Raw genomic sequence first — 26,656 nt, 5'->3', positions numbered from 1 at the left:
GCAGGTGCCACAACACCACGACGCCAATAATGAAGTGACATCATATAAATGCAAGATAATCCTATGGCTCAAGAGCACTTAGTTGATGTCGGTCAAGAATAAACATGGCTGTCACAGGAGTAGTGACAGTAGCTAACAAACCCGCAGATTACCGGGGTGTTATCGAACAACAGGGAATAGGGAGGGAGGTAACATACGCTGCAAAGCAAGAGGACGATAACGATTTTCCAGCTGTTGCAAGCGCCCCTCTTTGAGCAGGGTCTCAATAGCTTGATTAATTGCAGCTAAATCTGTGGTATCCAAGGCACCTTTTCTGATCATCAGATGAGCCGGGGTAACAATCAACGCCGGGCCATTTAGCACCACTGAGTCATAGCGGTCAGGGCCCAAATTTTGAAAAAAGATATCCGCATCGACCAAAACCAGTTCCCCCCGGCTGGGACGTGCGAAAAACAGTTCAGTGGCTTTGGCGGCGTCTGGATAAGGTGTATATAAATTCAATTCCTGCCAGCGCGCTCTTAAGCGCTGAAAGTGCTCGCCGTACCAACCGCTGGCCGGGCCAATTAAACGCAGTCCTTTGGCCTGTGCTTGTTCCAATGTCAGGGAAGCGGGCAATCCATCCCGCTTATGACTGAACAGCCCCACGACTTCCTGCCGATAGGCCTGACTAAAATAGGCGTATTCCCGTCGTTCAGCAGTGTTTGAAGCACGAACCATCACATCAAATTCGCCATCCTGCAGGCTACGAATAATTCTTGCCCCCGTCATTGGCAATAAATGCCAACTTATCTGACATCCCGCTTCGGTTAAGATCAAATTAGCCATATCAGCATCCATGCCCACCACTCGCTGTTGGTCATTGAGATAAGCAGAAGGAGCATGTAAGTCCAGATGCACTTTAAGTTCTTTGTTGCATAGCGCTTCGTTGGCCACAACAGATGAACCAAGTACCAACAGGCTTGGCAACAAGTAAAGTTTTAGAGCAGTTATATTCACAATGGGAAAGCGTATTCGGCCGAGGGGATTAAGACCGGCGCATTATGCCTGAAAATCAATCAGAATGTGGTGATTTTTTTGGCAGGCCGATTAGGAATAGCGGCCTGCCAATAGCGAGTTACTTTTTCAAAAGCTTAAGTGTCGCCAGCGTCAGTGCTTCAGCACCTGTGGCAACCACTTTATCCGCCTGCGGTGCCCAGAACGGGCTATGCAAAGAAGGCAATTTACTGCCATTTTTCTGCGCTTCATCCCAGATTTCTTGCGGTACACCACCTACCCAGAAAATCATGCTTTTAATACTGTTATCTGCGCGGTAATAACGACCAAAGTCCTCACCGGCCATACTTGGCTTACCTTCTTTAACCCGATCTGCACCAAAATGCTCGGCAAATACCCCCGCCATTTGTCGGGTAAAGTCAGGATCATTCCAGGTGGAAGGCGTGTATTCTTTCTTATAGGTAACCTCCGGCATCAGATCTTCTGGGATCCCCGCCGCTATAGCTTCGCCCTTTGCGATACGGGTAATACCATCAATAATTTGCTGACGAGTGGCATCTGAGTAACTGCGCACTGTCAGCAATAAGGTCGCCTTGTCAGAAATAATATTGTGCTTGCTGCCGGCTTGGAAACTCCCCACTGTGACCACTGCCGGGTCCTGCGGATCCAGCTCACGGCTAACCAGGGTTTGTAAGGTACTGACTATACGACTGGCTAAAACGATAGGGTCTTTGGTGCTTTGCGGATAGGCACCATGCCCTCCTACCCCATGTACCACAATATTTATGCTGTCCACATTGGCCAGGGTGTAACCTGCGGTATAGCCAATCTCACCGGCCGGTGCCGCAGATGAATTGTGAAACGCCAGGGCATAATCCGGCTTGGGGAAGCGCTTGAACAAGCCGTCATTGAGCATATCGCGTGCCCCGCGCCCACGCTCTTCGGCAGGTTGCAGGATCATCATCAGGGTGCCTGACCACTCATTTTTGCGAGCCGCCAATTGACGTGCAGCCCCTAGCCAGCCCGTCATATGGGTGTCATGACCACAAGCGTGCATGACGCCGGTTTCCATGCCTTCCTCGGTGGTCGCAATCACCTTAGACGCAAAGTCCAGACCGGTTTGCTCGATGACAGGTAAGCCGTCCATATCAGCACGGATCATCACCACCGGACCCGGGCCATTTTTCATCAAGGCCACAACGCCGGTGCCACCCACCTTTTCGGTGACATCAAAGCCCAGCTTGCGCGCTTCTTTGGCTAGCTTTGCAGCAGAGTTAACTTCCTGGCCACTTAGCTCCGGGTATTGATGCAAGTCTTTATAAACCTTCATCAATGACGGCAAATCTTTATTAATAGCGTCGGTAACGCTATTGGCTTGGGCCTGGGCACCAAACAGCGCTGAGCAAAGGGCAAAAGAAAGAAGAGCGGGTCTGAACGTCACGGGCGATCCTTTTTTGAATAGCTATTATCTTCCACAGCATACCAGCCGCAGATTAGGGGAGGAATTCGATTGTTTACGCCCTGCATAGCCACAGGTAAAGGCAGAGGAAGCTCAAATTTTAGTCGGATCGGCGGGGATCAATTTGCCATCTGTACGCTGTTCAATTTGCTTAAATATATCCCGCCAACTGACGATACCCACCCAATGATCATTATCATCAACAACGGGCAAACAGGAAATGGGATGACGATTAAACAGCCTAACAGCCTGTAATACGGTGTGGTTTTGGTTAATAGTGATCAGATCACGGGTCATGATCTGATACACCTTTTTCTGAAAGGATGCCATATCTCTGGCGTCCGCACTGGATGAGCCAATACGGGCACTCACTGCCTTTAGCAGGTCGCGGTCGGAAATGACCCCCAGTAAGGTTTTCCCGTCCACCACTAATACATGGTGGAATTTGTGCTTTTGAAATATCTCATGCACCCGATGTAGGTTGTCATCCATCTTGACCGTCACCACCGGGGCACTCATTATTTTGCTAACTTTCACCCTTTTACCTTCCAGAACAAAAAGTTAACAGCGCCTTACCGGCACTATAGCGAAACCGCAGAATAACCGCCAGTAGATTAGAGTGTGTTGACCTTTTAAGTATGATTTTGCAGCAGTTTGTGGGCCCTTTATACAAGGCAGAGCGAACGTGGTGTAGTTATTCTACATGAGTGAGTGATAACGCCGTAGAAAGAGCCCACAAGCGCGGCCCGAAGGGTTCAACCCAGCCCGTCCTGCTCGGTGTTGCCGGGCTTTGACTTAGGCCCACTAGGCCTTCAGCCCGGCGTCGTGACCAGAAGGGGCTGGATTTGAACAAAATCTATACTCAAAAGGTCAACACACTCTAATCAGCGTCCTCGTCAACCGACAATTCCGCCAGGTTGCTGCTGATTTTCTTCGACGATTGCACGCCAAGGCTCTTAAACTCTTCCGCTCGCCGTACCAGATTGCCACGCCCCTCAGAGAGTTTTTTCAGGGCACCATCATACTTCTTCTGCACTGTCTGCAAAGACGCTCCCAGCCCTTCCATGTCAGCAGTAAAAGCGACGAACTTGTCGTACAGGTCCGCGGCTTTCTTGGCAATTTTCTGAGCATTCTGATTTTGGTATTCGTACTGCCAGATATTATTGATGGTGCGCAGGGCCACCAGCAGATTGGTGGGACTGACCAACATAATATTATTGTCCAGCGCCAGCTTGATAAGGTCGGGGGCCTGGTCGATGGCCAGCAAAAACGCGGGCTCTACCGGCACGAACATCAATACATAATCCAGGGTTCGCACCCCATCTAACTTCTGATAGTCCTTATTACCCAAGCCCTTAATATGATTACGCAGAGACTGAATATGCTCATTTAAATGGCGGGCGCGGTTATCATCGTCCTGCTCATTAAAATAACGTTCATAGGCGGCCAGTGACATTTTGGCATCGATGATCACATCCTTGCCACCAGGCAAATGCACAATCACATCAGGTTTGTAAGCCTTGCCCTGTTCATCTTTGTACTGGCCCTGGGTTTCATACTCATGCCCTTCGCGCAGCCCGGACTCGGTAAGAATGCGTTCCAGCACAATCTCACCCCAGTTGCCCTGCTGTTTATTGTCGCCCTTAAGGGCCTTGGTCAGCGCTGCAGCTTCTTCGGTAATCTGCTTATTCAGCTCTTTGAGGCCCAGGATCTCGGTTTTCAGCGAGGCGCGCTCCTGACCTTCCCTTACATATTGATCACTAACCTGCTTTTTAAAGCCTTCAATCTGATCTTTAAGAGGGGTTAACAAAGAGTCCAGACTCTGCTTGCTGGCCTGACTGAAGTTCTGGGTCTTCTGCTCAAATATCTTATTGGCCAGATTTTCAAACTGCTCTTTTAAGCGAGTTTCGGCTTCCTGCAACACCGTCAGCTTTTCCGCCATGGCCTTTTGCTCTTGCTCAAATCGGGCCGACTGCGTCTCAAGCTGGGTACGAAGGCTGCTTAACTGATCGTTGGCGTGCTGCCATTTGTCCTGCCACTCGCGGCTTTGCGCCTGTAGCTCCGGGATACGCTCGGCCTGCTGGCGGAACTGGCCCAATTGGTTTTGCACTTGCAATTGCTGTTGATGATAAGCCTCAATGCTCCGCTCTTTGTCGCTGACCTCCTCATAGGCCTGATGCAGACTGTGCTGACTTTGCGCTAACTGCTGCGCCAATTTATCCAGCTCGTTCTGAAACTGCTGCTTGTCGGTGCGGGCGCGACTGGCCACTAACATCCAGCTAATCACGCTGCCCACCACAAGCCCGCCAAAGCCAAGGGCCAGATGCAATGCATTGAGTTCCAGATTCATTATTATTGTTCTCCAACAAAGAATTCGTTTGCAGGACTATGCCCTACCAATCAACTGGCGAGTTTATCATGCAGGCCGTTGGATTGGCGGCATAAACACACTAAAAACCTAGCTTTAACAAGCTGCGTACCCTGGCTTTGACTGACGCAGGCTCATCAATCAGCGCCATCTCCAGCAACTGCGTGACCTCGTCCTGCATATCAGGATACTGCTTTGCCAGGTAAAAAAGGCCGTGAAAAGACCAGGCTCGCACAAATTTGTTGCTATGGCTGAGCCCCCAACGCAACTTAGCTTCCACTGCTGTTTTGCGAGAAGCATCAACGATAAAAGCCGCAAAGCATTGCAAAAGGTGCAGTTGTGTCTGCCAACAGTCCAGCGCAACAAAGATATCCAGTAAACGGTGTTGCTGCACAGGAGTCAGTTCTTGTAGATGAGCAAGATGTTGCTTTAGCAGCCAACTTGCGCCGGGTTGGCAAGCTGGCTCGGCCATCAATTCAACCAGTTGGGTAATAGCGCCGGTCTGAGCAACAAGGTCTTGGTAAACCCCGGCGAGATAGTCCGAGCTTTTTCCATCCCAGTTTAAGATAGCCTGCCTGAGTGCCATCATGCTTAGCCAGATTAGGTGTTAAACAGCTGTGGAGCAGTGCGTTGCAAATACCGGTACACACATAAACTGGCGTAAGCGTCATTGGCTGCGTAGGCAATCTGTGCCTCAGATAAGGGCAAACGCGCCCAGTTGGATGTGGACAGATGCTTAGACTTGGGCAGATACTGTTTAAGCACTATAGCCACGGCCGCCTGCACCCCAACCTGATCTTTATAACCCAGTGATTTCACCACCTTGGCCAGGTCAACACAAGGTTTGAGTGCCACCCCCAATTTATGCTGCAAAGGCCCTCTGTCAGAGCGAAGACCAAAGCCCACTTTGAGAATATGTTCGGCCTGAATAATTGTCGCCAGGTGAGCGTTTCCCTCAAGTAAAGCGGCGCTAAATAAAAACGCCTCTTTATCGGTAGCCAATTGCAGCAAATGTGGGCCACCGGTGGACTGATTGGCCACAAAGTTCGGCTTGCTCTCCGTATCAAAGCCCAGTACATCTGCCTGCTCCAACACTTGGCAAGCCGCCGCCACTTGGTTGCCGCTGGTCAACATATGAATGTGCTTGGGTGTTAGGCCAGCGAAGGCAGGCAGTTCCCGTATCTGCTGTTTGGAAGGCCTTGTGAGATAAGAATGAGGCTGCATAATCCATCCCTGTGTTTTTTACGCAGCCTAGCTGATCTGCACAAAGCTTAGCAAGGGCAAAAATCTGCTGATGAAAGGGACCCGCATGCTGTTCCCCTAAGCTGATAATTAGCGAGTTTTAGGCAAGCTTCGCGCCCTAACTACCAGTGCGATACCGCCCAGAATCAGTAGCGCGGATAATATCAGTTTCACTGACACCTGCTCAGCACTGAATACCACGCCCCCCGCCGTTGCCAGTAAGGGGACCAGTAACTGCAAGGACGCCGCCAGCGGAACGGGTAAATGTGGCAAGGCCGCATACCAGATGGCATAGCCGATCCCCGAGGTAAGAATGCCGGAGAGTAGCGCCAATACCACGCCATTATCTGACACCTGCATATGGCGCCAGCTAAAGAGCATCAGAATCGCTACCAGCGGCGCTGCGCGAACAAAATTCATTGCTGTGTCATTGAGCGGCTGTTTGGTGCCCTTACCCAGCAAGGTATAACAGCCCCAGGCAGTGCCAGCAGTGGCCATAAAGAGAAAACCCAAAGGGTCCGGCTGCCATTTGTCAGGTGCCAGTAAGTACCCCAGCCCCGCCATGGCTACCAGCATGCCCAGCAACTCAAGCTTTTTCGGCCGCTGGCCGGTCAACATACCTATGACTAGCATGCTAAGTTGCACAAAACCAAACAGGATAAGCGCGCCAATGCCGGTTTCAAGCCATTGGTAGGCATAAGAAAAGGCTGCCGCATAGATAAATAACATGGCTGCAGACAGCCAACTGCCTCGTTTGAGAACCTGCGCTGTTCCGGTTCTTGCCGAGGCAATCAGCAGCAAAACCAGCGCACCAGATAACAGGCGCATTGCAGTAAAACTGGTCGCATCGGTACTGCCATCCAGCAACGCCAGACGATTTAGCACCGAATTGCCAGCAAAGGCCACCAGAGCTAAAGTTGTTAGCAGAAAAAGTTTCAACATAAAAGCCGTCGGCGACCAATCAAGGCAACAGCATATAGCCATTTTTGCGGCACACCAAGCTGAGGTACAAACACTCCTTCGCTACACCTCAGCTAGAAAATGCAGACACATGCACGTAAGCTGCGGTTTTTGGCGATCCATGCAAGTGAGAAGTGGCGTGACAGACAGCGTAAAAATTGAAGATCTGGTTACCGGTAGTGGCAAAACGGCAGTCAAAGGGGCGCTGATTACCGCCCATTATCGCGGGTGGCTGGAAGATGGCAGGGAGTTTGATTCATCCTACGATAAGGGTCGACCGTTTCAGACCGTACTCTCCGCTAACAAAGTGATCCAGGGCTGGTTCCAAGGAATGCAAGGTATGCAGGTTGGCGGTAAACGCAAGCTTTGGGTACCGGCGACACTAGCCTACGGCGAGAGACAAATCGGCGACAAGATCCCGCCCAACAGCAATCTGATTTTCGAAATTGAACTACTGGAAGTGCTAACCCGGGATGACTAAATAAGATAGGTAGAATAAAGGCGTCCTAAGACGCCTTTATCAGTTTGCTTTACTTGGACAATGCTGCGTCCAGTTCTTCAATTTTGGCTTTCCAGATGGCCGGGCCAGTCTGGTGAGCATTACTGCCCTGGCTGTCCACCGCCACGGTCACTGGCATATCTTCTACTTCAAATTCGTAGATAGCTTCCATGCCCAAATCTTCAAAGGCCACCACACGGGATTTCTTAATTGCCTTAGACACCAGATAAGCGGCGCCGCCCACAGCCATCAAATACACGGCTTTGTGCTTGGCAATGCTCTCGACGGTGGCAGGACCGCGCTCGGCTTTACCTATCATGCCGATAAGACCAGTTTGCTCCAGCATCATATCGGTAAACTTATCCATACGGGTCGCCGTAGTCGGGCCAGCGGGGCCAACGACTTCGTTACCCACGGCATCCACAGGACCCACGTAGTAAATAAAGCGATTGGTCAGGTCTACCCCTTCAGGCAGGCCTTCGCCGTTTTGCAGCATGGTCTGAATACGTTTGTGCGCAGCGTCGCGACCGGTCAGCATTTTGCCTGACAACAACACAGTTTCACCGGACTTCCACTGTTGAATTTCTTCTTTGGTGACGGTATCCAGGTTCACGCGGCGCGTATTGGCCCCCACTTCCCAGGTCACTTGTGGCCAGTCTTCCAGTTTAGGTGGGGTCAGCTCGGCAGGGCCGCTGCCATCTAAATGGAAATGCACGTGGCGTGTGGCGGCACAGTTAGGGATCATCACCACAGGTTTGGAGGCAGCGTGGGTGGGCACAGACTTGATTTTAATGTCCACCACTGTGGTCAGACCGCCCAGCCCCTGCGCACCAATGCCCAGGGCATTGACCTTATTGAATATATCCAGACGCAGTTTTTCTTCAGTGGTCTCGGCGCCGCGTTCCATCAGTTCATGGATATCCACCGGATCCATCAGGCTTTCTTTGGCCAGCACCGCAGCTTTTTCTGCCGTGCCACCAATACCCAAACCTAACATGCCTGGTGGACACCAACCTGCGCCCATAGTGGGCAAAGTTTTGACTACCCACTCGGCAATATCATCGCTGGGATTTAACATCACCATCTTGGATTTGTTTTCGCTACCGCCGCCTTTGGCCGCGATCATCACCTCGATATGGTCACCTTCCACCATATCGATATGCACCACTGAAGGGGTGTTATCTTTGGTGTTTTTACGGCTACCGGCCGGGTCGGCCACAATTGAAGCGCGCAGCGGATTGTCCGGATTGGTATAAGCACGGCGAGTGCCTTCATCCACCATCTGCTGCACTGTCATATCGGTCTTATCCCACTGCACACCCATACCGATTTTGACAAAACAGGTCACAATGCCAGTGTCCTGACAAAGCGGACGGTGGCCTTCGGCAGACATACGGGAGTTAATCAGGATTTGCGCCATGGCATCCTTGGCGGCCTGGCTTTGTTCTTTTTCGTAGGCCTTCTCAACCGCCTTCACATAATCCAGCGGGTGGTAATAGGAGATAAACTGTAGGGCATCTTCGATGCTATCAATAAAATCCTGCTGACGAATCACAGCCATGCTTTTGCCTCATCGCGTTGTCTGATTTTTACACACTCGGTAACCGTCAATGCGGCTACCTGCTTGGTCTTTCTTATTGTTGCAGTATGATACTCCCATTAGCCGCGGCGACCAAGGCCGGATAGCCTGTATCTGATTAGCCTTTGGTCTGGATCTCATGCCTTTTTGGGAATGTTGTGAATACCACTTTACTACCTGATAACTTACCAATTCTGCGCCTGTTCGCGCATTTTGCCGACCAGCCCTGGGCAATTCTGTTGGACTCTGCGCAAAGCCAGCATGAAAACGGTCGCTACGACATACTGTTGGCCGACCCGGTTGCCACTATTCAAACCTTTGAAGGTACCAGTCAGATATGGCAACGCAGTACTGACAGTGTTGACCCCCAAAAGGGCGACCCTCTCAGTCTGGTGGAAGACTTAAACCATGCTCTATTCGGTGATGTCCCTCCCCTGGATGCGCCTTTTACCTGCGGTGCGGCGGGGTACTTTAGCTACGACCTGGGCCGCTGTTTTGAAGCCCTGCCCGCGCAAGCAGAGAAAGATATTCAGGCGCCGGATATGGCGGTAGGCTTTTATAGCTGGGCACTGATAAGGGATAACCACACTGGCCAGACCCGGCTTTATGCGCACCCTGACTACCCAACACCCAGTGCAGAGGAACTGATAGCACTGATAGATAAGCCAGCAGAAAGCCCCAGTGAATTTAGCTTAACCGGTGACTGGCAGGCCAATATGAGCGAGGCTGAATATCTGCAAAAGCTGGCACGCATTCACGACTACCTGCTGGCAGGTGATTGTTATCAGGTAAATTTGGCGCAGCGCTTTAGCGCCCCTTACGAGGGTGATGAATGGCAGGCCTATTTGACCCTGCGCGCCAGTAATCAGGCGCCCTTTTCGGCCTATATGCGTTTAGCCAACACCGCAATGTTGAGTTTGTCGCCGGAGCGATTTTTATTGGTAGACGGCGATAAGGTGCAAACCAAGCCGATCAAAGGCACTCGCCCCAGACACCTGGACGCTGTGCAAGATGCCCTCCTTGCCGACGAATTACGTCAAGCTGACAAAGACCGGGCCGAAAATCTGATGATTGTGGACCTGCTGCGCAACGATTTAAGCAAGCACTGCCAAAGTGGCTCGGTAACGGTGCCTAAGCTGTTTGATATTGAAAGCTTCCCGGCCGTACACCATCTGGTCAGCACCGTAGAGGGAAAGCTGAATTCTGAGGCGTCTGCTATGGATTTGTTGCGCGGCGCCTTTCCCGGCGGCTCTATTACCGGCGCCCCGAAAATACGCGCCATGCAGGTAATTGAGGAGCTGGAACCCCATCGCCGGCATTTGTATTGCGGCAGTATTGGGTATTTATCCGCCCAGGGTCGTATGGACACCAGCATCTGCATACGTACGCTGATATGTGAAAATCAACACATTCACTGCTGGGCAGGGGGTGGTATAGTGCTGGATTCGCAGCCGTACGCTGAATATCAGGAGACCCTGCATAAAGTGAATAAAATTCTGCCTGTATTAGCAACCGTTTCCAAACACTGCAGGTCAGACAAGGAGCAGTCTCAGGAGAGTCATCCATAAGCTATGCGCAAGAGTGAGTTTCTAAACCGATTCCATCATGCCCGCCAGGTAGAAGGCGAGGTAGATTTTCCACTGAGAAAACCTGGCTGCCCTGCCGCTGTGCTCATGCCCATTATTGAACGTGAAGAGCTGACATTACTGTTTACCCGCAGGGCCAGTCATCTTAAACACCATGCAGGTCAAGTCAGCTTTCCCGGAGGACGGCAAGAACCCAATGACACGGATTTACTGGACACAGCCCTGCGTGAGACTCGCGAAGAAATCGGCATAGATACCAGCAACATAGACATTGTCGGGCAACTCCCCCGCTATCGCACGGTCAGCGGCTATGAAGTCACACCTTTCATCGGGCTGTTGCGCCCCCCCAAGGTGTTAGTACCCGATCACAATGAAGTGGCGTCGGTATTTGAAGTGCCACTGAGCTATCTGATGAACAAACAGAATCATATGATTCACTTAGCTGAGCGCCGCGGCCTGCCCCACCCAATTTATTTTATTCACTGGCAGAATCAACATATCTGGGGAGCCACCGCGGCGTTTGTACGCAATCTGGCCAATCATCTGGAGTAACCAAACTGTATCAGCTGCAGAGCCTTGTCTCTTGGTGTTCTATCGCCTTTGCCTGACTTTTAGCCAGAAAACTTTACATCAGATTAACTTTTCTAATCCGGGGCATTACTTTTGTCTGTTTGTCAGATTGACCAGAATAGTCAATATTGGACAGTTACAAGAATTTTAAAATGAGAACCCTATGATCAGTGTATTTGACATGTTCAGTGTCGGCATCGGCCCATCCAGCTCCCATACAGTTGGCCCTATGCGAGCGGCCAAAGCCTTTTTGCAGGATCTTAAGGATCAGGGGCTGTTTGAGCGCACTGATTTTGTCAAAACCGAGCTTTACGGCTCCTTGGGTCAAACAGGTAAAGGTCACGGCACCGGCAAAGCCGTTATTCTGGGTTTACTCGGCCATGAACCTGAAACCGTTGATGTGGATGAGGTCGATTCCATGCTGGCTGAGATAGACAAGACTCAGCAGATTAATCTGGGTGGTGAAAAACGGGTAAGTTTTCCGCGTGAAGGGGCGATTGTTTTCCACCGTCGCAAAACCCTTAAACTGCATTCCAATGGCCTGACGTTTTTTGCCTATCAGGGCGAGGAATTGCTAGCCAGCCAAACGTATTACAGTATTGGCGGAGGCTTTATTATCAAGGAACAAGATTTCGAGGATGAGAAAGCCACTGCGCTGAAACATGACGAACAACCCGTGCCCTTTCCTTTTGAAACGGCTGCAGAGCTAATGGCCCATTGCAAAGAACATGGCATGCGCATCAGCACCCTAATGCTGAAAAATGAGCAGGTGTTTCAGAGTGAAAAAGAAATTCGCGCCAAACTTTGGCATATCTGGCAAGTCATGGCGGCGTGCGTAGAAAAAGGCAAAATGACCGAAGGAATTTTGCCAGGCGGCCTGAAAGTCAGACGCCGTGCACCAGATCTCTACCGTAAACTGCAAAACGAAAAAAGCGCAGATCCCATGGCCGCCATGGACTGGGTGAATCTGTTTGCCTTGGCCGTCAATGAAGAGAATGCAGCAGGTAGCCGGGTGGTAACAGCCCCCACCAATGGCGCTGCCGGTATTATCCCCGCCGTACTTTGCTACTTTGACAAGTTTGTCCGTCCGGTGGACGAAGACACAGCAGTACGTTACCTGCTTACTGCTGCGGCAATAGGTATTTTGTATAAAAAGAATGCCTCCATCTCAGGTGCCGAAGTGGGCTGTCAGGGTGAAGTGGGCGTAGCCTGCTCCATGGCCGCGGGCGCATTAACAGAGATACTCGGGGCCAGTGTCGCGGCAGTGGAAAATGCCGCTGAAATCGGTATGGAACACAATTTAGGTCTGACCTGCGACCCGGTGGGTGGCCTGGTACAAGTGCCTTGCATTGAGCGCAACGCCATGGGTTCCATCAAAGCGATTAATGCCGCTCGATTGGCCATGCGTGGCAGCGGCGAGCATAAAGTGTCACTGGATAAAGTCATTAAGACCATGTGGGACACCGGCAACGATATGAAATCTAAGTACAAAGAAACGGCAAGAGGCGGATTGGCAGTTAATATCATCGAATGTTAAGCCGTTTTATTACCGGGCATGAAAATGCGAGGGGGAGACATAAATGTCTCCCCCTCGGCGTAAAAAATTAGCTCTGACTTACTTCACCGGCAAGGTGAGATCCTTAAACATCCGCTCAATATCGTCGTTGTTTTTCTGCATCATGGCTTTCTCTACCACATCTTTGGTTAGGTGCGGCGCAAAGCGCTCAATGAAATCATACATATAGCTACGCAGGAATGAACCTTTGCGGAAGCCAATCTTAGTGGTGCTGTATTGGAATAAATGGCTGGCATCAATCTTGACCAGATCGGCATCCAACTTTTCATCCAGTGCCATAGATGCAATCACACCAATTCCTACCCCTAAACGTACATAGGTTTTGATTACATCAGCATCGGTGGCGGTAAACACGATCTTGGGCTCTAACCCTGCGCGATTAAACGCATCATCCAGCTCAGAGCGACCGGTAAAACCGAACACATAAGTTACCAGCGGATAGTCGGCGATATCTTCAATGGCGATTGAGGTACGCTTTGCCAGCGGGTGCTCTCGATTAACAATGATACTGCGGTTCCAGTGATAGCAAGGCAACATCACCAAATCATTGTACAAATGCAAGGCTTCGGTGGCGATAGCAAAATCTGCTTCACCTTTAGCGGCCAAATCACTGATTTGTGAAGGTGTGCCCTGATGCATATGCAGTGACACCCGCGGATATTTGCCCATAAAGCCTTTAATCACACCAGGCAGAGCATAACGGGCCTGAGTATGGGTCGTGGCAATATTCAATTTACCCTGATCTGGCAGCGTATGTTCTCTGGCGACTGCTTTGATGCTTTCAACCTTGGCAAGAATCTCACGAGAGATATTGATCACATCTTTGCCCGCTTCGGTCACATGGGTCAAATGCTTGCCACTGCGTCCGAAGATCTGCACCCCCAGCTCATCTTCGAGCATCCTCACCTGTTTACTGATGCCAGGCTGAGAGGTAAATAAACTCTCTGCTGTGGCGGACACATTCAGGTTATTGTTGAGAACTTCGACTATGTATCTGAGTTGCTGTAGTTTCATCTGGTGAGCGGGCCATCGTTTGCGCGGTTGTTTATATGCAAAATATATATACTGATGGGAAAATTAATTCCATAAAATTTTAGATAAATACCGGGATTTTCTTCATTTATGGACGATAACCAATTGGCTGGCCAGGCAATTGGCTTTCCCTGCCGGTGCATTATTGGTATAAATCAGAACATCTTTTCCGGGTAGTAGTGACTATGCCAACCTCATCGAAGCTGATCGATTTCTCGTCTGTACTGGCAGCCGGGGTGCACGACATGAAAAATTCTCTGTGTCTGTTATTGCAGTCCATTGAAAATCTCAGCCTGATGATGCCCGAGGCGAATCCACAGATCAGCGAAAATCTGGCGAGCTTGCAATATGAAGCTTTTCGACTGAATACCGGCCTGATGCAACTGTTATCCTTGTATCGTGCAGAGAAACAGAATTTGCCTATCAGTGTTGATGAACATTATGTTGGCGACATTGTTGATGACCTGCTGGCAACCAACGAAGGCTATGTTGCCAACAAGAAAATGCAGTTAGAGGTGGACGTCGAAGAAGATATTGCCTGGTACCTGGATGCAGATCTCATCAATGTGCTGCTCAATGACATCTTGATCAACGCCATGCGATACAGCAAACAACGGTTGAAACTCAGTACCTTTGAAGATGAAGGTTACTTGTGTTTTCGTATTGAAGATGATGGTCCGGGTTATCCAGAGAGTATGCTGCAAGCCGGCAATTGCACCATGCACGAGTTTGACATTGCTAGCGGTCGCACAGGACTGGGTTTATTTTTCGCCCGTATGATTGCTCAGGCTCATAATAATAACGGCCGACAAGGTTCAATTCACATGGAAAACGGCGGTGTATTGGGTGGCAGTGTTTTTACTCTGAGATTACCTTAGTATGCCCTGCCTAGGCAGTTACAATAACAAAAAGTGACAAGTATATGTTGTTTCCCACTATCATAATTTTGATTGTTGCTTTGGTCATTATGGCCATCGTTATCAATGCCATTCAACAGCATAAAGAGCAGGTTGAAGCGGAAAAGCGTGCCGAATTAGCTAAACAGAAATCAATCGTCGACGAGACAGAAGATGCGCTGATGGCTGCTGCGCAGATGCCAATTTCCCAGCAGTTAATACTGATATTACACAAGCGCGTACATAACGCCTTACAGACTATGTTTGAGCTTAATCCCAAAGCCATGGACATTAAACAGCGGGTCAAAGATGCCAAAGAACGGGTTGACGCCACCAAGCCAGAGCAGTTGGCGCCGCCCAGCGATCACTTTCTGCTACCAGAAAATGACAAACAAATCATAGTGTTAATACAAGGTATAAAGAAACTTCGCACCTTGTTGCGTTCAGAGAATTCTAAGGGCAAAGTCGATACCCATGTCTTTATTGAAGAAGACAAGCGCCTTGAGCGCCTGCAATTAAAAGTCAATGTAGAAACCTTAGGCAAGCGAGCCCGAAGTGCGATTCAGAGCAATATGTTGGGCTCTGCACGACAATACTACGAGAAAGCAATTGTGGCCTTGAGTGCCCAGCCCAATCCAGATGAATACGTTGTTAAAAAACGCCATGAGCTGGAAGAGCAATTACAAAATATTAAAGACAACCTGCGTAACGCCAACGCCGCAGACAGAGCTAAGCGGCAAGATTCAGAACGAGCGGATTTAGACGAGCTGTTTGCACCCAAGAAGAAATGGTGACAAGGCAGAAAATACACAGTCGGTATTTCTGCCGCTAAGCAAACACAAAACGCTCAAATATCAGAGCCAAAAAATGCGTGGCTGGCACAGACAAGTTACTTCGACTGCGCCGAATCACACCAATACGTTTAGCTGGCCCCGAGTGCGCCAGCGGTACGCAGCAAAGTCCGCGGCGTAACATGTCGTCACGACAAATGGCCGGAACCACAGAGACCCCCAGACCAGCCGCCACCAACTGCCCAACAGTAGATAGCTGACTGGCCTCGGCAACTATGTTGATATGGGCATCCGTCTGTTTAACGGCCTCTTCACACCAAGCCCGGATAGTAGACCCTCTGTTCATCGCCACATAACTTTGCCCGTGCAAATCAGTCCAGCTCAGTGATTTTAGCTGGCTTAGCCGGTGTTCTGGATTAAGTAACACCACAAAGCTGTCTTCACAAAGCGGCATAAACTCAAGTCCTGGCATATGCTGAGCCTCAAAGATAATGCCGAGCTCAGCCCGTCCATCCAACACGGCTTCCATGACCCGTTCCATTACCACATCCAATAAGCTGATATTGATATTGGCGTGCTGCTGGTGAAACAGCTTAAGTATTTGCGGCAACAGGCTGTTTGCAAAAGACGGCATGGCCGCAATGGTCAGCTTGCCTCGCTGCATGGCAAACAAATTGTGTAAGTCGGTAAAGGCTTCATCCCAGTCGTGTAATAAGCGCTGTGCTACAGGCAAAAATGCCCGGCCCTCCGGCGTTAACTCCAACATTCGGGTACTACGCGACAACAAGCAGCCCCCCACCGACTCTTCAAACTTACGGATAGCAATGGATAAGGCCGGCTGGGACAAATGCAGCCTAAGGGCTGCTTCAGCAAAAGACCGGCTTTCGGCCAATTGAACGAAAATCTGTAACTGTCGAATTGTGATACTGTTGGGCGCTTGCACATTCATAAATATTATTAATTAATCCTTAAATTAAATTGATTTTACATATTTACAACATTACTCAATACTGAGGCAAGTGCCTGATACGCTATACCTGATATTCAGGCAAACAATCATAAGACAGGAGAAGCAGATGGCAGGTTTTGACAAGGTGGTGTCCAGCTACGAAGAGGCCATGGCCGGACTGGAAGACAACATGACGGTGATCGCCGGCGGCTTCGGCCTTTGCGGCATTCCTGAAGGCTTAATTGCACAAATTAAGAAAATGGGCGTTAGTGGCCTCACCGTAGTGTCGAATAACTGCGGTGTAGATGGTTTTGGCTTAGGAATATTGCTGGAAGATCGGCAAATTCGCAAAATGATTGCTTCATATGTGGGCGAAAATGCGTTGTTTGAAAAACAGTTACTCAACGGCGAGCTAGAAGTTGAGCTAACACCACAAGGTACGCTGGCTGAAAAAATGCGCGCCGGTGGCGCGGGCATCCCGGCATTCTACACTGCTACAGGCTACGGAACCCCCGTCGGCGAAGGCAAAGAAGTACGCGAATTCAATGGCCGACCTTACATTCTTGAGCCATCTATTACAGGTGACTTTGCCATTGTCAAAGCCTGGAAAGCAGACCGCTATGGCAACTGTGTCTACCGCCATACTGCACAAAACTTCAACCCCATGGCCGCCACGGCGGGCAAGATAACCGTGGTGGAAGTAGAAGAAATTGTCGAACCAGGGGAAATTCCGCCAAGCCAAATTCATACCCCAGGTATTTATGTCAACCGCGTTATTAAAGGTAACTTTGAAAAACGCATTGAACGCAAAGTGACTCGCAGCGCATAAGGAGAACATCATGGCCCTATCTAGAGAACAAATCGCCATGCGTGTGGCGCAGGAATTTAAAGACGGCAGCTATATCAATTTGGGCATTGGTATTCCAACCCTGGCCGCCAACTACGTCCCTCAAGGCATTACAGTGATGCTACAGTCGGAAAATGGCTTGCTCGGCATGGGACCTTACCCGACCGAAGAGCAGGTGGACGCCGACATGATCAATGCGGGTAAGGAAACTGTTACCGCCAGTACTGGTGCCTCTATCTTCAGCTCAGCGGAAAGCTTTGCCATGATCCGCGGTGGCCATGTGGATATTACCGTACTGGGTGCCTTTGAGGTGGACCAAAATGGCAACATTGCATCCTGGATGATTCCGGGCAAATTGGTGAAAGGTATGGGCGGTGCTATGGACTTGGTAGCAGGTGCCAAGAATATCATCGTTACCATGACTCATGCTGATAAACATGGTAATTCAAAGCTGCTAGAACAATGCACACTGCCATTAACCGGCGTAAATTGCATAAACCGTATTATCACCGATTTAGCTATGCTGGAAATTCGTGACAACACTTTCCACCTACTTGAACGTGCTCCAGGTGTATCGGTTGAGGAAATTAAGCAGAAAACCGCAGGTAAGCTTGTTGTTGAAGGCGATATTCCAGAAATGCAATTCTGACCTATAGAGTTAGAGCATACCAAGGCCAGCGTCAACGCTGGCTTTTTTTATCAAGCAGGCTGCACCAGATAGCCATGCCAACATTATTATTTCTTCAAAGCGTAACTCATCTGCTCAAACAGCCAGGGCTAAAAAAAAGCCCTGTTAAACAGGGCCATAAGTCATTGGAGAATGATTCTTTTGTTTAGGCGGTAAACAAGCATACATACGCCGACCATTAACAACAATACAGATGCTGGCTCAGGCACAGCAGCCGTTACCACAGCTTGCGACAACAATGTTTCTATCTTGAAAGTTGCACTGCCACCACTAAATAAAAACACATCAGAACCTGCACTGTAGCTAATGTGCAGGCTGTTATCAGTCACGCTGATAAAAGGCACAATACCGTCCTGCGTCAGATTATTGGTTAAGAGTACGATATTGGCGATAGTTTCACCAGCCTGGGAGAACACAATGTTGCTGATCCAGGCATCAAAGGTCTGAAAATCCCAGTCATCTCGGGATAACAAGGTCAAAACTGATGACAAGGGATCATAGTCTATCCACACTTCACCGCCTTGCCAGTCATCAGGGTTTTGTAGGAAGTCAGCGCTATCTAATTCAAATCCAGTCCCTACTTGCTGGTCAAGACTCTGATAAACCAAAGGTAATCCATTCCCAAAATCAGGTAGGTTAGATTCAGTACGAAAATCGGCACGGATGAGTGACGCTTGGCAGGATAAGCTGATAACAGCAAAAAGTAAGGCAAACACTTTCATAAACATCATGAACCTCAAGTAAGTTACCTCATGTAAAACTTTTGACGTCCATGTGCTTTTTAATTAAGCATGATTCAGACCAAAATATAACCAATTATTTTTTATGGATATTATTTAAACGTGAAGTCTTCTTATCTGAATTATGTAAATTATATTGACAGTATAGATGCAGAGAGGAAAACCGCTAAAGTTCCTCTGCTGCACCTATTTCAAGGGGATAAATGTAGTAAAGCGATGTTATTCGCGCTTTGTACTGAAATGCCAGGCAGGATAAGCTAATAGTGCCAGGAGTTCCTGCATGGGCATTGGTCTGGCGTACAGATAGCCTTGAGATTGCTGGCACCCAAGTTGCCTGAGCAACTCATGTTGCTCTATGGTTTCCACACCTTCGACCACTAGGTTCAGCGATAAATCAGCAACCATTGCCGTCAGGTTTTTAACTATGCTGCAGGCTTTGTTGTTACAGGTGAGGTCCTGAATCAACGAGCGATCAATTTTCACGGTATCCAATGGCATGTTTTTCAGGTGACTCAAACTTGAGTAACCACTACCAAAATCATCCAAAGCAATATGGAAACCTTGCCTTTTGAGCTCGACCAGGATTTCGCTGGCCTTATCTTCGTTGTCCATTAATGCGGTTTCTGTGATTTCCAATTCCAATTCACAAGGCCTCACACCATGGGCCGATAAACAGCTCAGCAGCCAGTCACATAGATCTGGCTGACATAAATGCCTGGCCGACAAGTTAATCGACAGCGTTGGTAGCTCTCTACTCTGACCGCGCATATTCGGCAGCAGTTTGCAAAGCTGTAAAACGACCCAACGGTCCAGTTTAATAATCAGGTCACTTTGTTCTGCGATGGGAATAAACTCAGCTGGAGATATATCGCCCAGCTCAACATCACGCCAGCGAATTAGCGCTTCAATACCAGTTAAGTGACGACTATTCATGCTCCACTTGGGCTGAAAGAATAAATGCAATGCATCATCGTCTTCCACTAGCGCTTGGGATAGACGCCTTAATATCTGATGTCGGCGCACACTTGCCTGACCATCCGAGGGATTATAATAGGCGACACAATTGCCTCCCCTGCGTTTGGCATCTTGCACAGCCATTTCAGCGGCGTTAAGAAGCGTCTCTCGTTTGTCAGAGTCATGTGGAAAACATGCTACGCCTATACTGGCGCAGCAACTGATTTGCTTATCCCCCAGACTAATGGGCTGACGCAATACATCCAAAATTGCTTCACATAGCATGTCCGCACAAGCGTCACGACTTTGATGAAGCAATACAAAATCATCAGCGTATAAACGTACCAGGGTATCTTGCTCGTCAATGATTTTTTTTAGCCGAAGTCCCTGCACCCTGACCACCAAATCGCCAATGGTCAGTCCATACTGTTCATTGATATGCCCCAGTTGACTGGCATCTATCCAAAGAATTAAAAGCTTAGTTCGTGTTGCTTTAGATTGTGCCAAGGCCTGAGGAAATCTATTGATCAACATCTCCCGACTGCCAAGCCCCGTCAGGCGATCATAGTGGATGAAGTCGAATGAGTGACTTTTCCGGGTTGGCTGTTCACTGAGATCTTGCATCATCCCGAGGTAGAAGCGAACCTCACCGGATTGATCTTTTATTTCCGTGATTTTCAGCCACTGACGATAAATGGCATGGTCTCGCCGGCGATTCCATATTTCACCTTGCCAACAACCTTGTTTAGATATGGTCTGCCACATTTCCTCATAAAATGAGGCCGGATGCTGCGAAGACCGAAACAGCACAGGGGTTTTGCCAATGACTTCTTCACTGGCAAAACCTGTGATTTGGCAAAACGTTTTATTCACACGAACAATACGTGCACTGGCATCAGTTAACATCAGCCCCTGACTAGCTTCATTAAACAAAAGATCCGCGACATCAGGTAATACATCAATAGCTTCTTGCCCGGAAAAGCGAGGCAAGGACATCGCAAACTCATTCATACCATCCCTCTTCTTTGCAAGCTCAAAAAATGCTGAGCCAGCAAATGCAACTTCTCTACATCAGCCCCCAACTGTTGTCCTTTCAATTGCGCAGAGCTGGCCGCCGCGGCAGAACATCTGGCTTGCTCGAACAAGTCATCGGCACGTTTATTTAATGCTTCTAAGGTATCCAACTGGCGAGAGGTCGACTGATCGGTATGCTGAGCCTGCAGCTTGATATCTCCGATAGCACAGAGAATATCAGCAATAGAAGTAACCGCTTCTTCCACAGCCAAATTAGTTGATTCTGACATCTTTGCTCCCTCTCCCATACTCGCCGATGATGCGTCAACGGCCAGCAACAGCTGGTCAATAATACTTCTAATCTCTTCTGTAGATTGCTGAGTGCGGTTTGCCAGTTCTCTGACTTCATCTGCCACAACAGCAAAGCCTCGTCCCTGCTCACCCGCTCTGGCCGCCTCTATTGCAGCATTAAGCGCTAGAAGGTTAATTTTTTCAGCCACCTCTCGGATAACATTGACCACCTGACTAATACTGCCACTTTGGTGGTTGACCTGACTAAAACCCGACTGAAGCCCTAGCAACTGACCGTTCAACTGCGCCATAGCATGACGCATATTGCTAAGTTGCTCTTCGCCTTGCCTTGCAGCATTCTCGACATGACTGGAGTATTCATTGGTTCTGCGGGACGAGTCAGAGGTTTGATTTTGAGCCTGCAGCATAGTGGCTAAATCATCCAACAAAGCTTCGATATTTTGCTGTTGCTGTAGGCTTAGCTCAGCAGCCTGACAGATATCACTGGCAGCCTGACTACGAACATCCAATAGTTGCGCCGCTGTATTGCTAAGTCTGGCCATTAGCGCTTCTAATTCCTTTCGCTGCGATTCGTAAGCATGGCTGAGACTAGCGCTGATTCCTCGTTTGCCTGTGTATATGTATCCCATCAGAGGATTAATTTCTGCATGTTGCAGCAGCGCTTTCATCTGACGATGATCGCTATTTTGCTTAATGCCATAAACACCTAGAAGTGGCCAAAGCAACAAAGTTAACAAAGCAGCAACACCATGCCCAATGGAAGCCTGCAATGCACTCGCTATCGGCAGGCTAAGCGGCAATAGCCAACCCCATGGCAATTCATGATGCCAAGCAGGTGATAAGCGTGAAGGCCATTTGGCATAAACTTTTGCAGCTCGTTTTTTCTGCTCTTCTGTCAGTGCCGTCCGAATGGACTGATACTCGACGATCCGCCTGTCAGAAAAAACCGGCGTTACGTAAGCATCCACCCAATAGTGATCACCATTTTTACAGCGGTTTTTGACTACACCTCGCCATGAACGACCGGCCTGAATGGTAGACCAGAGATCAGCAAAGGCTTCTTTAGGCATATCCGGATGACGAATTAAGTTGTGATTTTTACCCAGTAATTCTTCCTGCTGGTAGCCAGACACATCAACAAAATCTTGATTAACGTAGGTGATAACTCCCCGGGGATCTGTAGTGGTAATTAAATAGAGTTCTGGTGAAAAGTGCTTCTCTTGTTGCGTTACAGTCGCACCTCTGCGCATAGCTATCCTTACTATAATTATTATTAAAAGGAACTGATAAAAAGCTGAGCAAGTTCGTACTAGACCAACACGAACTTGTTAAATACCTGTAATAAAATATTCTCGGCCTTGGGCAAAAAAATTGATCTAGATCAAACTTTGATGCAAAGACCACAATAAATAAATGGTTATATATTTATTCAATAGCTTGATGTAGGCACGAGAACAACTTTTCCGAGGATAAATAGAGTGTGCTATAGTGCGCGCCCTGCAGCTTAGGGTGGTGTGTGAATGAGTGATTTTAGCCAACGCTTTGGCGGTACCAGTCGGTTATACGGAAACCAACAGACGCTATGGTTAAGCCAGGCCCATTTTTGCGTGGTGGGCATAGGTGGCGTCGGTTGCTGGGTAACAGAAGCGCTGGCGCGCACGGCGGTGGGTGAACTCACCCTGATTGACCTGGATGATATCTGCACCACCAACACCAACCGTCAGATTCATGCACTACAAAATACCATCGGCCAATGCAAGGTCGAGGTAATGGCGGAGCGCATCCGCCAGATTAATCCACAATGTCAGGTACATTGTGTTGAGGACTTTGTCACACCAGAGAATGTCCGCGATTGTCTGCAAAGGTTCGACTATGTGATTGATGCCACAGACTCGGTAAAAGCCAAGGCGGCCATGATAGCCCACTGCAAGCGTAATAAAATACCTGTGCTGACCGTAGGCGGCGCGGGTGGACAAACCGATCCCACTCAGGTCAAAGTGGCTGATCTGGCGAAGACGGTGCAGGACCCCCTGGCGGCCAAAGTGCGCTCTCTATTGCGACGCGATTACAAATTTTCCAGCAATCCCAAAAGGCGCTTTTCGGTGGACTGCGTGTATTCCACCGAACAGTTAAAATACCCTCAGCAAGACGGCAGCGTATGTACTGCTAAGCAATTTCCGGATGGCAGCATGAAACTGGACTGCAACTCAGGCTTTGGTGCCTCTGTGGCCGTAACAGGAACTTTCGGTTTTGTGGCCGCCGCACGTTGTATTGAAAAATACTTAGAGCGCTGTCAGAGGCAGGTCCAAGCTTAATCCATTTTGGGTTTTAGCCTTCTGAAGGGCTGCCAGGCTTTATAGGTCAGGCAGCGCCATAGCCATTCGAGCGGCCCAAACTGAAAATACGTTAGCCACCAGGGGCTGATCAATAATTGGCAGATAAGCAGCGCAAGGGCAATAAGCAGTTGCCAGGCTCTGTCGACTTGCCCATACCAGCCCAGACCATAACCGAAAAACAGCAGGCTTAGCACCAACGAATGGGTTAAATAATGGGTCAGTGCCATTTTGCCCATGGCCGCTAGCCCACTTAGCCTTGCCAACCAACGGGGTTGACTGCAAAGCCATAACAATCCGCCCAGATACCCGGCACTCAGCACATATTGGCTTAAATAGTACAGGGAATAGGCCACCGCGCCTAACCAGGAGTCCAACTCAAATCTGGGAGCCTGCATAAGTATCAGAGCCCATAAACTCAAGGGCAAACCTATGCCGATTCCCCCACAGCAAAGTAATTTCCATACTCTGGAATAGCGCTGATAATTTTCTATCATACCGCTCCCCTGCAGCGCATAGCCGAGCAAAAACAGCGGAAAGATCGCCAACAGGATGTTAATTAGGCTAAACGGAAACTCCGCTGTTGCCTGTTGCAAACGGAACGCGCTAGCTTGCAAAAATGTCCCCTGTCCCAGAGCTTGTATTTCCTGCTCAAGCTCAAGGGCATTTTGCTTAAGCTCCTCTGCGCGCAGTCGGGCATCCAATTCGAGCAGCTCCGGCTCGGATAACTCGGTGCTGTTTTCATCCACAGGCATAGGCGTCGCGCCTGACATCAGCAGCTTAGCTCTGGCCTCTACCGCTTGCTCGTATTGCCAGTCCTGCTCATGCTGATTGCCGGTATCCTGAGTACTAAACAGTAAAGCTGCCAATAACAGCAGCACACTGGGCGCCCCAAGCCACCAAAGCGCCACGCGCAGCTGGTTGTGAGGCCGATGCAAGTCCTGCAGATAGCCCTTATCAAACAACCACACCATGCCCAGCAAGATAAACCCCGCCATGGCATAGCTATGCAGAATATCGCCACTCCATAGGAACACCAGATGCAGCAAACCGAACAGGAAAAGCACCGTCAAGCGCCGTGAAAACCAGGCAAAATAGTCGCGTCCAGTCGCCTTGCCGTGGCGTAACATAATCGCAAAGCCCATACCGAATAGCAGGGAAAATAAGGTATAAAATTTACCTTCTATAAATAGCCGCACGAACCAGCCAGCCGCCAAAGACAGGCCTTGCTGCGACTCATCCCATTGGCCAATTTCAGATACCGGTCGGTTAAACCATTCGATATTCATCAGCAGGATCCCCCACAAAGCGAAACCTCGTAAAATATCCAGAATGACCAATCGTTGTGCGTCGGCCACAGGGCCTGGGGAGGAAGAAATAGCGGATGAATCGACAAACTGATGTGCCATATCAGGCTCCTTGCCTATGACTGGTTTAAGTTTAGCGTCATAGCCCGGCTTTTAATCGCGGACATCACGGCATTAAGGCCATTACTGCGGGACTGGCTTAGGTGCCTTCCAAGACCAAGCGTATCCAGATATCCGGCCAAATCCAGTGATTGGATCTCGGCTATAGAATGGCTTTGCACATACTCTATCAATACCGCTAATAACCCCCGCACAATCTTACTGTTTGACCACGCCTGCACAGATAGCAAACCTTGTACATTGACGGTGCAGCTAAGCCATACCTGGCTCTCACAGCCCGGCACTTCATGTTCAGGCTGGCAAAGCGCATCTGATGGCAATGGTAAAACGCGCCCCGCCAGCATCAGCTCGCGCATTTGAGCGTCCCATCCGGTTGTCTGGCGCAGCTTATCAGCCAGCTCAGTCATGCTTAGTGTCTCCGCAAGGTTGTGCTAAGTATTCACCAAGCAAAGATTGTAAATAGCCAATCTTGTCATTGCTCAGTTGACGGTAATCAAAATACGGGCAAACAAATAGCCGATAACGCGGATTTACTGCGAACTCAGGGGTTAACCAAAAAAGCCCCAGACTCTGCTGCTTGTTCAGCGCATTGGCATAAGTACGGCCGCTGATAATCTGTATGGCCTGCTGCTGCTCATCCAAAACTGGCGGAGAAAACAAAAGGGCCGTTGCAGAGCCAGCTTGAAGCAGGTGATTGTCGCGATAATGCTGCCAATTGGGTGTCCCCGACGCTAGTTTGATATCTTGCGCCTGCAGCGCAAAGACCAGCTTGGCATACACATTAAACACCTTACGCCAGCCATTGCCGCAGGCCCGGCCTAGTTCGGCAATATCGCCAATAACTATAGGTTGGCAAACAGACAGATGCTGATAAGGCATAGGCCGGTTGGCAATATACACTTTAATAAGGGCATTAGTGTCCCCAAGCCCCACAGTAACAGGCAAGGTTTTACTCACCCGCTTGTGCCAGTGCGTCCAGCAATTCTTCCACCTTAACCATAATCCCCTCCTCTTCTTGCGCCAGAGGGAATAGCATCAGCAGCACTTCGTCTTGCTGCCACTGGGAAAACAATGTCTGTTGCAACTGTGCAAAAGGGATCATTTTTGGCTTAGACTCAGGATATTGCTGAGCGCACCACAGCTGGGCACTTTGGGCGTCAGGAAACAGTGGTGTACAGGCGTCTCCTTCGGCGCTTAGCATCACCCATCCCAGCTGGCCTTCCAGCCCCCATAGTGGTTGCTTGTCCAGTAATAACTGAAAACAATACTCGGCACGGGTCTCAGGATCCTGATCTATCAGTGCATCCGGTGTATGGGGCTGTGTCATGGTTGGTTCCACTCTAGGTTTTAGGACATATTGTGCCGGAATTTTTCGGTGAAAAAAATCAGACTATGCAGGGTTCTAGGCTTTGCGATTCAGTCGAGTCCAAGGGGTTGTGCATCCTGCGCGGATACCGCATATAAAAAAATACCCCGGTCATTTCTGACTGTAGGGGATTACTCCGGGCTTCCGGCCCTCCCCCCTGCGGGCCAGCCTGTGGCTGTTCTACAACGCTCCTGGCGTTGTAGTCGAACCCAAGGGGTTCTGCATCCCGCGCGGATACAACATATAAAAAAATACCCCGGTCATTTCTGACTGTAGGGGATTACTCCGGGCTTCCTGCCCTCCGCCCTGCGGGCCAGCCTGCGGCTGTTCTACAACGTTCCGGACGTTGTAGTCGAACCCAAGGGGTTCTGCATCCCGCGCGGATACAACATATAAAAAAATACCCCGGTCATTTCTGACCGGGGTGTATTACTACTTGGATACTGACCTCCGCACAGCGCGCCAGCCATCCGCT

26 protein-coding genes are annotated in these 26,656 nt (G+C 49.5%); 9 read left to right on the top strand and 17 right to left on the bottom strand.

The annotated features are described in order from the left end of the window. Positions 1-159 precede the first annotated feature (159 nt). The 7 genes from J0A65_RS09145 to J0A65_RS09115 form a co-directional block, all read right to left on the bottom strand. On the bottom strand, positions 160-996 hold the full coding sequence (locus J0A65_RS09145) for a substrate-binding periplasmic protein (RefSeq protein ID WP_206593869.1): 837 nt from the start codon (positions 994-996) through the stop codon (positions 160-162). 118 nt (positions 997-1,114) lie between these two features. Next, positions 1,115-2,434: an amidohydrolase gene (locus tag J0A65_RS09140; RefSeq protein ID WP_332874322.1), complete on the bottom strand. Its 1,320-nt coding sequence runs from the start codon at positions 2,432-2,434 to the stop codon at positions 1,115-1,117. Between the two features lie 111 nt (positions 2,435-2,545). Continuing rightward, the gene (locus J0A65_RS09135) at positions 2,546-2,989 is read right to left on the bottom strand and encodes a CBS domain-containing protein (RefSeq protein WP_206593868.1); all 444 of its coding nucleotides are present in this window, start codon (positions 2,987-2,989) and stop codon (positions 2,546-2,548) included. A gap of 343 nt (positions 2,990-3,332) precedes the next feature. Further along, entirely contained in the window at positions 3,333-4,802 is a 1,470-nt protein-coding gene (gene rmuC, locus J0A65_RS09130) for a DNA recombination protein RmuC (RefSeq protein WP_206593867.1), read from the bottom strand. Positions 4,803-4,902: 100 nt separating this feature from the next. Further along, a complete protein-coding gene (locus tag J0A65_RS09125; protein WP_206593866.1) occupies positions 4,903-5,409 on the bottom strand; it encodes a hypothetical protein in 507 nt (168 codons plus the stop codon). Positions 5,410-5,420: 11 nt separating this feature from the next. After that, complete coding sequence (locus tag J0A65_RS09120) at positions 5,421-6,044, bottom strand: 3'-5' exonuclease (protein WP_206593865.1); 624 nt, start codon at positions 6,042-6,044, stop codon at positions 5,421-5,423. 108 nt (positions 6,045-6,152) lie between these two features. After that, positions 6,153-7,004 (bottom strand): DMT family transporter, encoded by an 852-nt coding sequence (locus J0A65_RS09115; protein WP_206593864.1) that lies wholly within the window; start codon positions 7,002-7,004, stop codon positions 6,153-6,155. A gap of 139 nt (positions 7,005-7,143) precedes the next feature. On the opposite strand from J0A65_RS09115, the gene J0A65_RS09110 reads away from it, so the two are divergent. Further along, positions 7,144-7,503 (top strand): FKBP-type peptidyl-prolyl cis-trans isomerase, encoded by a 360-nt coding sequence (locus tag J0A65_RS09110; RefSeq protein WP_232849838.1) that lies wholly within the window; start codon positions 7,144-7,146, stop codon positions 7,501-7,503. Between the two features lie 49 nt (positions 7,504-7,552). Here the strand turns inward: J0A65_RS09110 and J0A65_RS09105 are convergent, their stop codons facing one another. After that, positions 7,553-9,082: a fumarate hydratase gene (locus J0A65_RS09105; RefSeq protein WP_206593863.1), complete on the bottom strand. Its 1,530-nt coding sequence runs from the start codon at positions 9,080-9,082 to the stop codon at positions 7,553-7,555. A gap of 176 nt (positions 9,083-9,258) precedes the next feature. On the opposite strand from J0A65_RS09105, the gene pabB reads away from it, so the two are divergent. The 3 genes from pabB (at position 9,259) to J0A65_RS09090 (ending at position 12,793) form a co-directional block, all read left to right on the top strand. Beyond that, the gene (pabB, locus tag J0A65_RS09100) at positions 9,259-10,668 is read left to right on the top strand and encodes an aminodeoxychorismate synthase component I (RefSeq protein ID WP_332874321.1); all 1,410 of its coding nucleotides are present in this window, start codon (positions 9,259-9,261) and stop codon (positions 10,666-10,668) included. Between the two features lie 3 nt (positions 10,669-10,671). Next, positions 10,672-11,238, top strand: a complete 567-nt coding sequence (locus J0A65_RS09095; protein ID WP_206593862.1) for a CoA pyrophosphatase — start codon at positions 10,672-10,674, stop codon at positions 11,236-11,238. 181 nt (positions 11,239-11,419) lie between these two features. Continuing rightward, positions 11,420-12,793, top strand: coding sequence for an L-serine ammonia-lyase (locus J0A65_RS09090; RefSeq protein ID WP_206593861.1), 1,374 nt, complete (start codon positions 11,420-11,422; stop codon positions 12,791-12,793). A 78-nt stretch (positions 12,794-12,871) separates the two neighbouring features. Here the strand turns inward: J0A65_RS09090 and cysB are convergent, their stop codons facing one another. Then, on the bottom strand, positions 12,872-13,846 hold the full coding sequence (gene cysB / locus J0A65_RS09085) for an HTH-type transcriptional regulator CysB (protein ID WP_206593860.1): 975 nt from the start codon (positions 13,844-13,846) through the stop codon (positions 12,872-12,874). A 203-nt stretch (positions 13,847-14,049) separates the two neighbouring features. Here cysB and J0A65_RS09080 point away from each other — a divergent pair, with 203 nt between their 5' ends. Together J0A65_RS09080 and J0A65_RS09075 are read left to right on the top strand one after the other, a co-directional pair. Then, positions 14,050-14,742 carry a sensor histidine kinase gene (locus J0A65_RS09080; protein ID WP_206593859.1) on the top strand — a complete coding sequence of 231 codons (693 nt, stop codon included), beginning with the start codon at positions 14,050-14,052 and terminating at the stop codon, positions 14,740-14,742. A 44-nt stretch (positions 14,743-14,786) separates the two neighbouring features. Then, a complete protein-coding gene (locus tag J0A65_RS09075; RefSeq protein WP_206593858.1) occupies positions 14,787-15,554 on the top strand; it encodes a hypothetical protein in 768 nt (255 codons plus the stop codon). 34 nt (positions 15,555-15,588) lie between these two features. On the opposite strand, the gene J0A65_RS09070 is transcribed toward J0A65_RS09075, so the two are convergent. Then, positions 15,589-16,500, bottom strand: a complete 912-nt coding sequence (locus J0A65_RS09070; protein WP_206593857.1) for a LysR family transcriptional regulator — start codon at positions 16,498-16,500, stop codon at positions 15,589-15,591. 127 nt (positions 16,501-16,627) lie between these two features. Here J0A65_RS09070 and J0A65_RS09065 point away from each other — a divergent pair, with 127 nt between their 5' ends. Continuing rightward, entirely contained in the window at positions 16,628-17,329 is a 702-nt protein-coding gene (locus J0A65_RS09065; RefSeq protein WP_206593856.1) for a CoA transferase subunit A, read from the top strand. Between the two features lie 10 nt (positions 17,330-17,339). Beyond that, positions 17,340-17,996: a CoA transferase subunit B gene (locus J0A65_RS09060; protein ID WP_206593855.1), complete on the top strand. Its 657-nt coding sequence runs from the start codon at positions 17,340-17,342 to the stop codon at positions 17,994-17,996. A 161-nt stretch (positions 17,997-18,157) separates the two neighbouring features. Here the strand turns inward: J0A65_RS09060 and J0A65_RS09055 are convergent, their stop codons facing one another. The 3 genes from J0A65_RS09055 to J0A65_RS09045 form a co-directional block, all read right to left on the bottom strand. After that, positions 18,158-18,766: a PEP-CTERM sorting domain-containing protein gene (locus J0A65_RS09055; protein ID WP_206593854.1), complete on the bottom strand. Its 609-nt coding sequence runs from the start codon at positions 18,764-18,766 to the stop codon at positions 18,158-18,160. A gap of 228 nt (positions 18,767-18,994) precedes the next feature. Next, positions 18,995-20,740: a putative bifunctional diguanylate cyclase/phosphodiesterase gene (locus tag J0A65_RS09050; RefSeq protein WP_206593853.1), complete on the bottom strand. Its 1,746-nt coding sequence runs from the start codon at positions 20,738-20,740 to the stop codon at positions 18,995-18,997. Next, entirely contained in the window at positions 20,737-22,305 is a 1,569-nt protein-coding gene (locus J0A65_RS09045; protein WP_206593852.1) for a methyl-accepting chemotaxis protein, read from the bottom strand. The genes J0A65_RS09050 and J0A65_RS09045 overlap by 4 nt, the downstream gene beginning before the upstream one ends. Before the next feature lie 270 nt (positions 22,306-22,575). Here J0A65_RS09045 and tcdA point away from each other — a divergent pair, with 270 nt between their 5' ends. Then, positions 22,576-23,370: a tRNA cyclic N6-threonylcarbamoyladenosine(37) synthase TcdA gene (tcdA, locus tag J0A65_RS09040; protein ID WP_206593851.1), complete on the top strand. Its 795-nt coding sequence runs from the start codon at positions 22,576-22,578 to the stop codon at positions 23,368-23,370. Here the strand turns inward: tcdA and J0A65_RS09035 are convergent. The 4 genes from J0A65_RS09035 to J0A65_RS09020 are packed head-to-tail and all read right to left on the bottom strand — an operon-like array spanning position 23,367 to position 26,142. Continuing rightward, positions 23,367-24,797 carry a DUF418 domain-containing protein gene (locus tag J0A65_RS09035; protein WP_206593850.1) on the bottom strand — a complete coding sequence of 477 codons (1,431 nt, stop codon included), beginning with the start codon at positions 24,795-24,797 and terminating at the stop codon, positions 23,367-23,369. The genes tcdA and J0A65_RS09035 overlap by 4 nt on opposite strands. Before the next feature lie 14 nt (positions 24,798-24,811). Then, on the bottom strand, positions 24,812-25,222 hold the full coding sequence (locus J0A65_RS09030) for a SufE family protein (protein ID WP_206593849.1): 411 nt from the start codon (positions 25,220-25,222) through the stop codon (positions 24,812-24,814). After that, positions 25,215-25,772, bottom strand: a complete 558-nt coding sequence (locus tag J0A65_RS09025) for a DUF6942 family protein (protein ID WP_332874320.1) — start codon at positions 25,770-25,772, stop codon at positions 25,215-25,217. The genes J0A65_RS09030 and J0A65_RS09025 overlap by 8 nt, the downstream gene beginning before the upstream one ends. Further along, a complete protein-coding gene (locus tag J0A65_RS09020) occupies positions 25,765-26,142 on the bottom strand; it encodes a DUF2750 domain-containing protein (RefSeq protein ID WP_206593848.1) in 378 nt (125 codons plus the stop codon). Before J0A65_RS09020 ends, J0A65_RS09025 begins: the two co-directional genes overlap by 8 nt. Positions 26,143-26,656 lie beyond the last annotated feature (514 nt).

Source organism: Bowmanella yangjiangensis (genome assembly GCF_017255015.1).
In the GTDB taxonomy this organism is placed as follows: Bacteria; Pseudomonadota; Gammaproteobacteria; order Enterobacterales; family Alteromonadaceae; genus Bowmanella; species Bowmanella yangjiangensis.
This window is presented reverse-complemented; position numbering and strand designations above follow the sequence as displayed.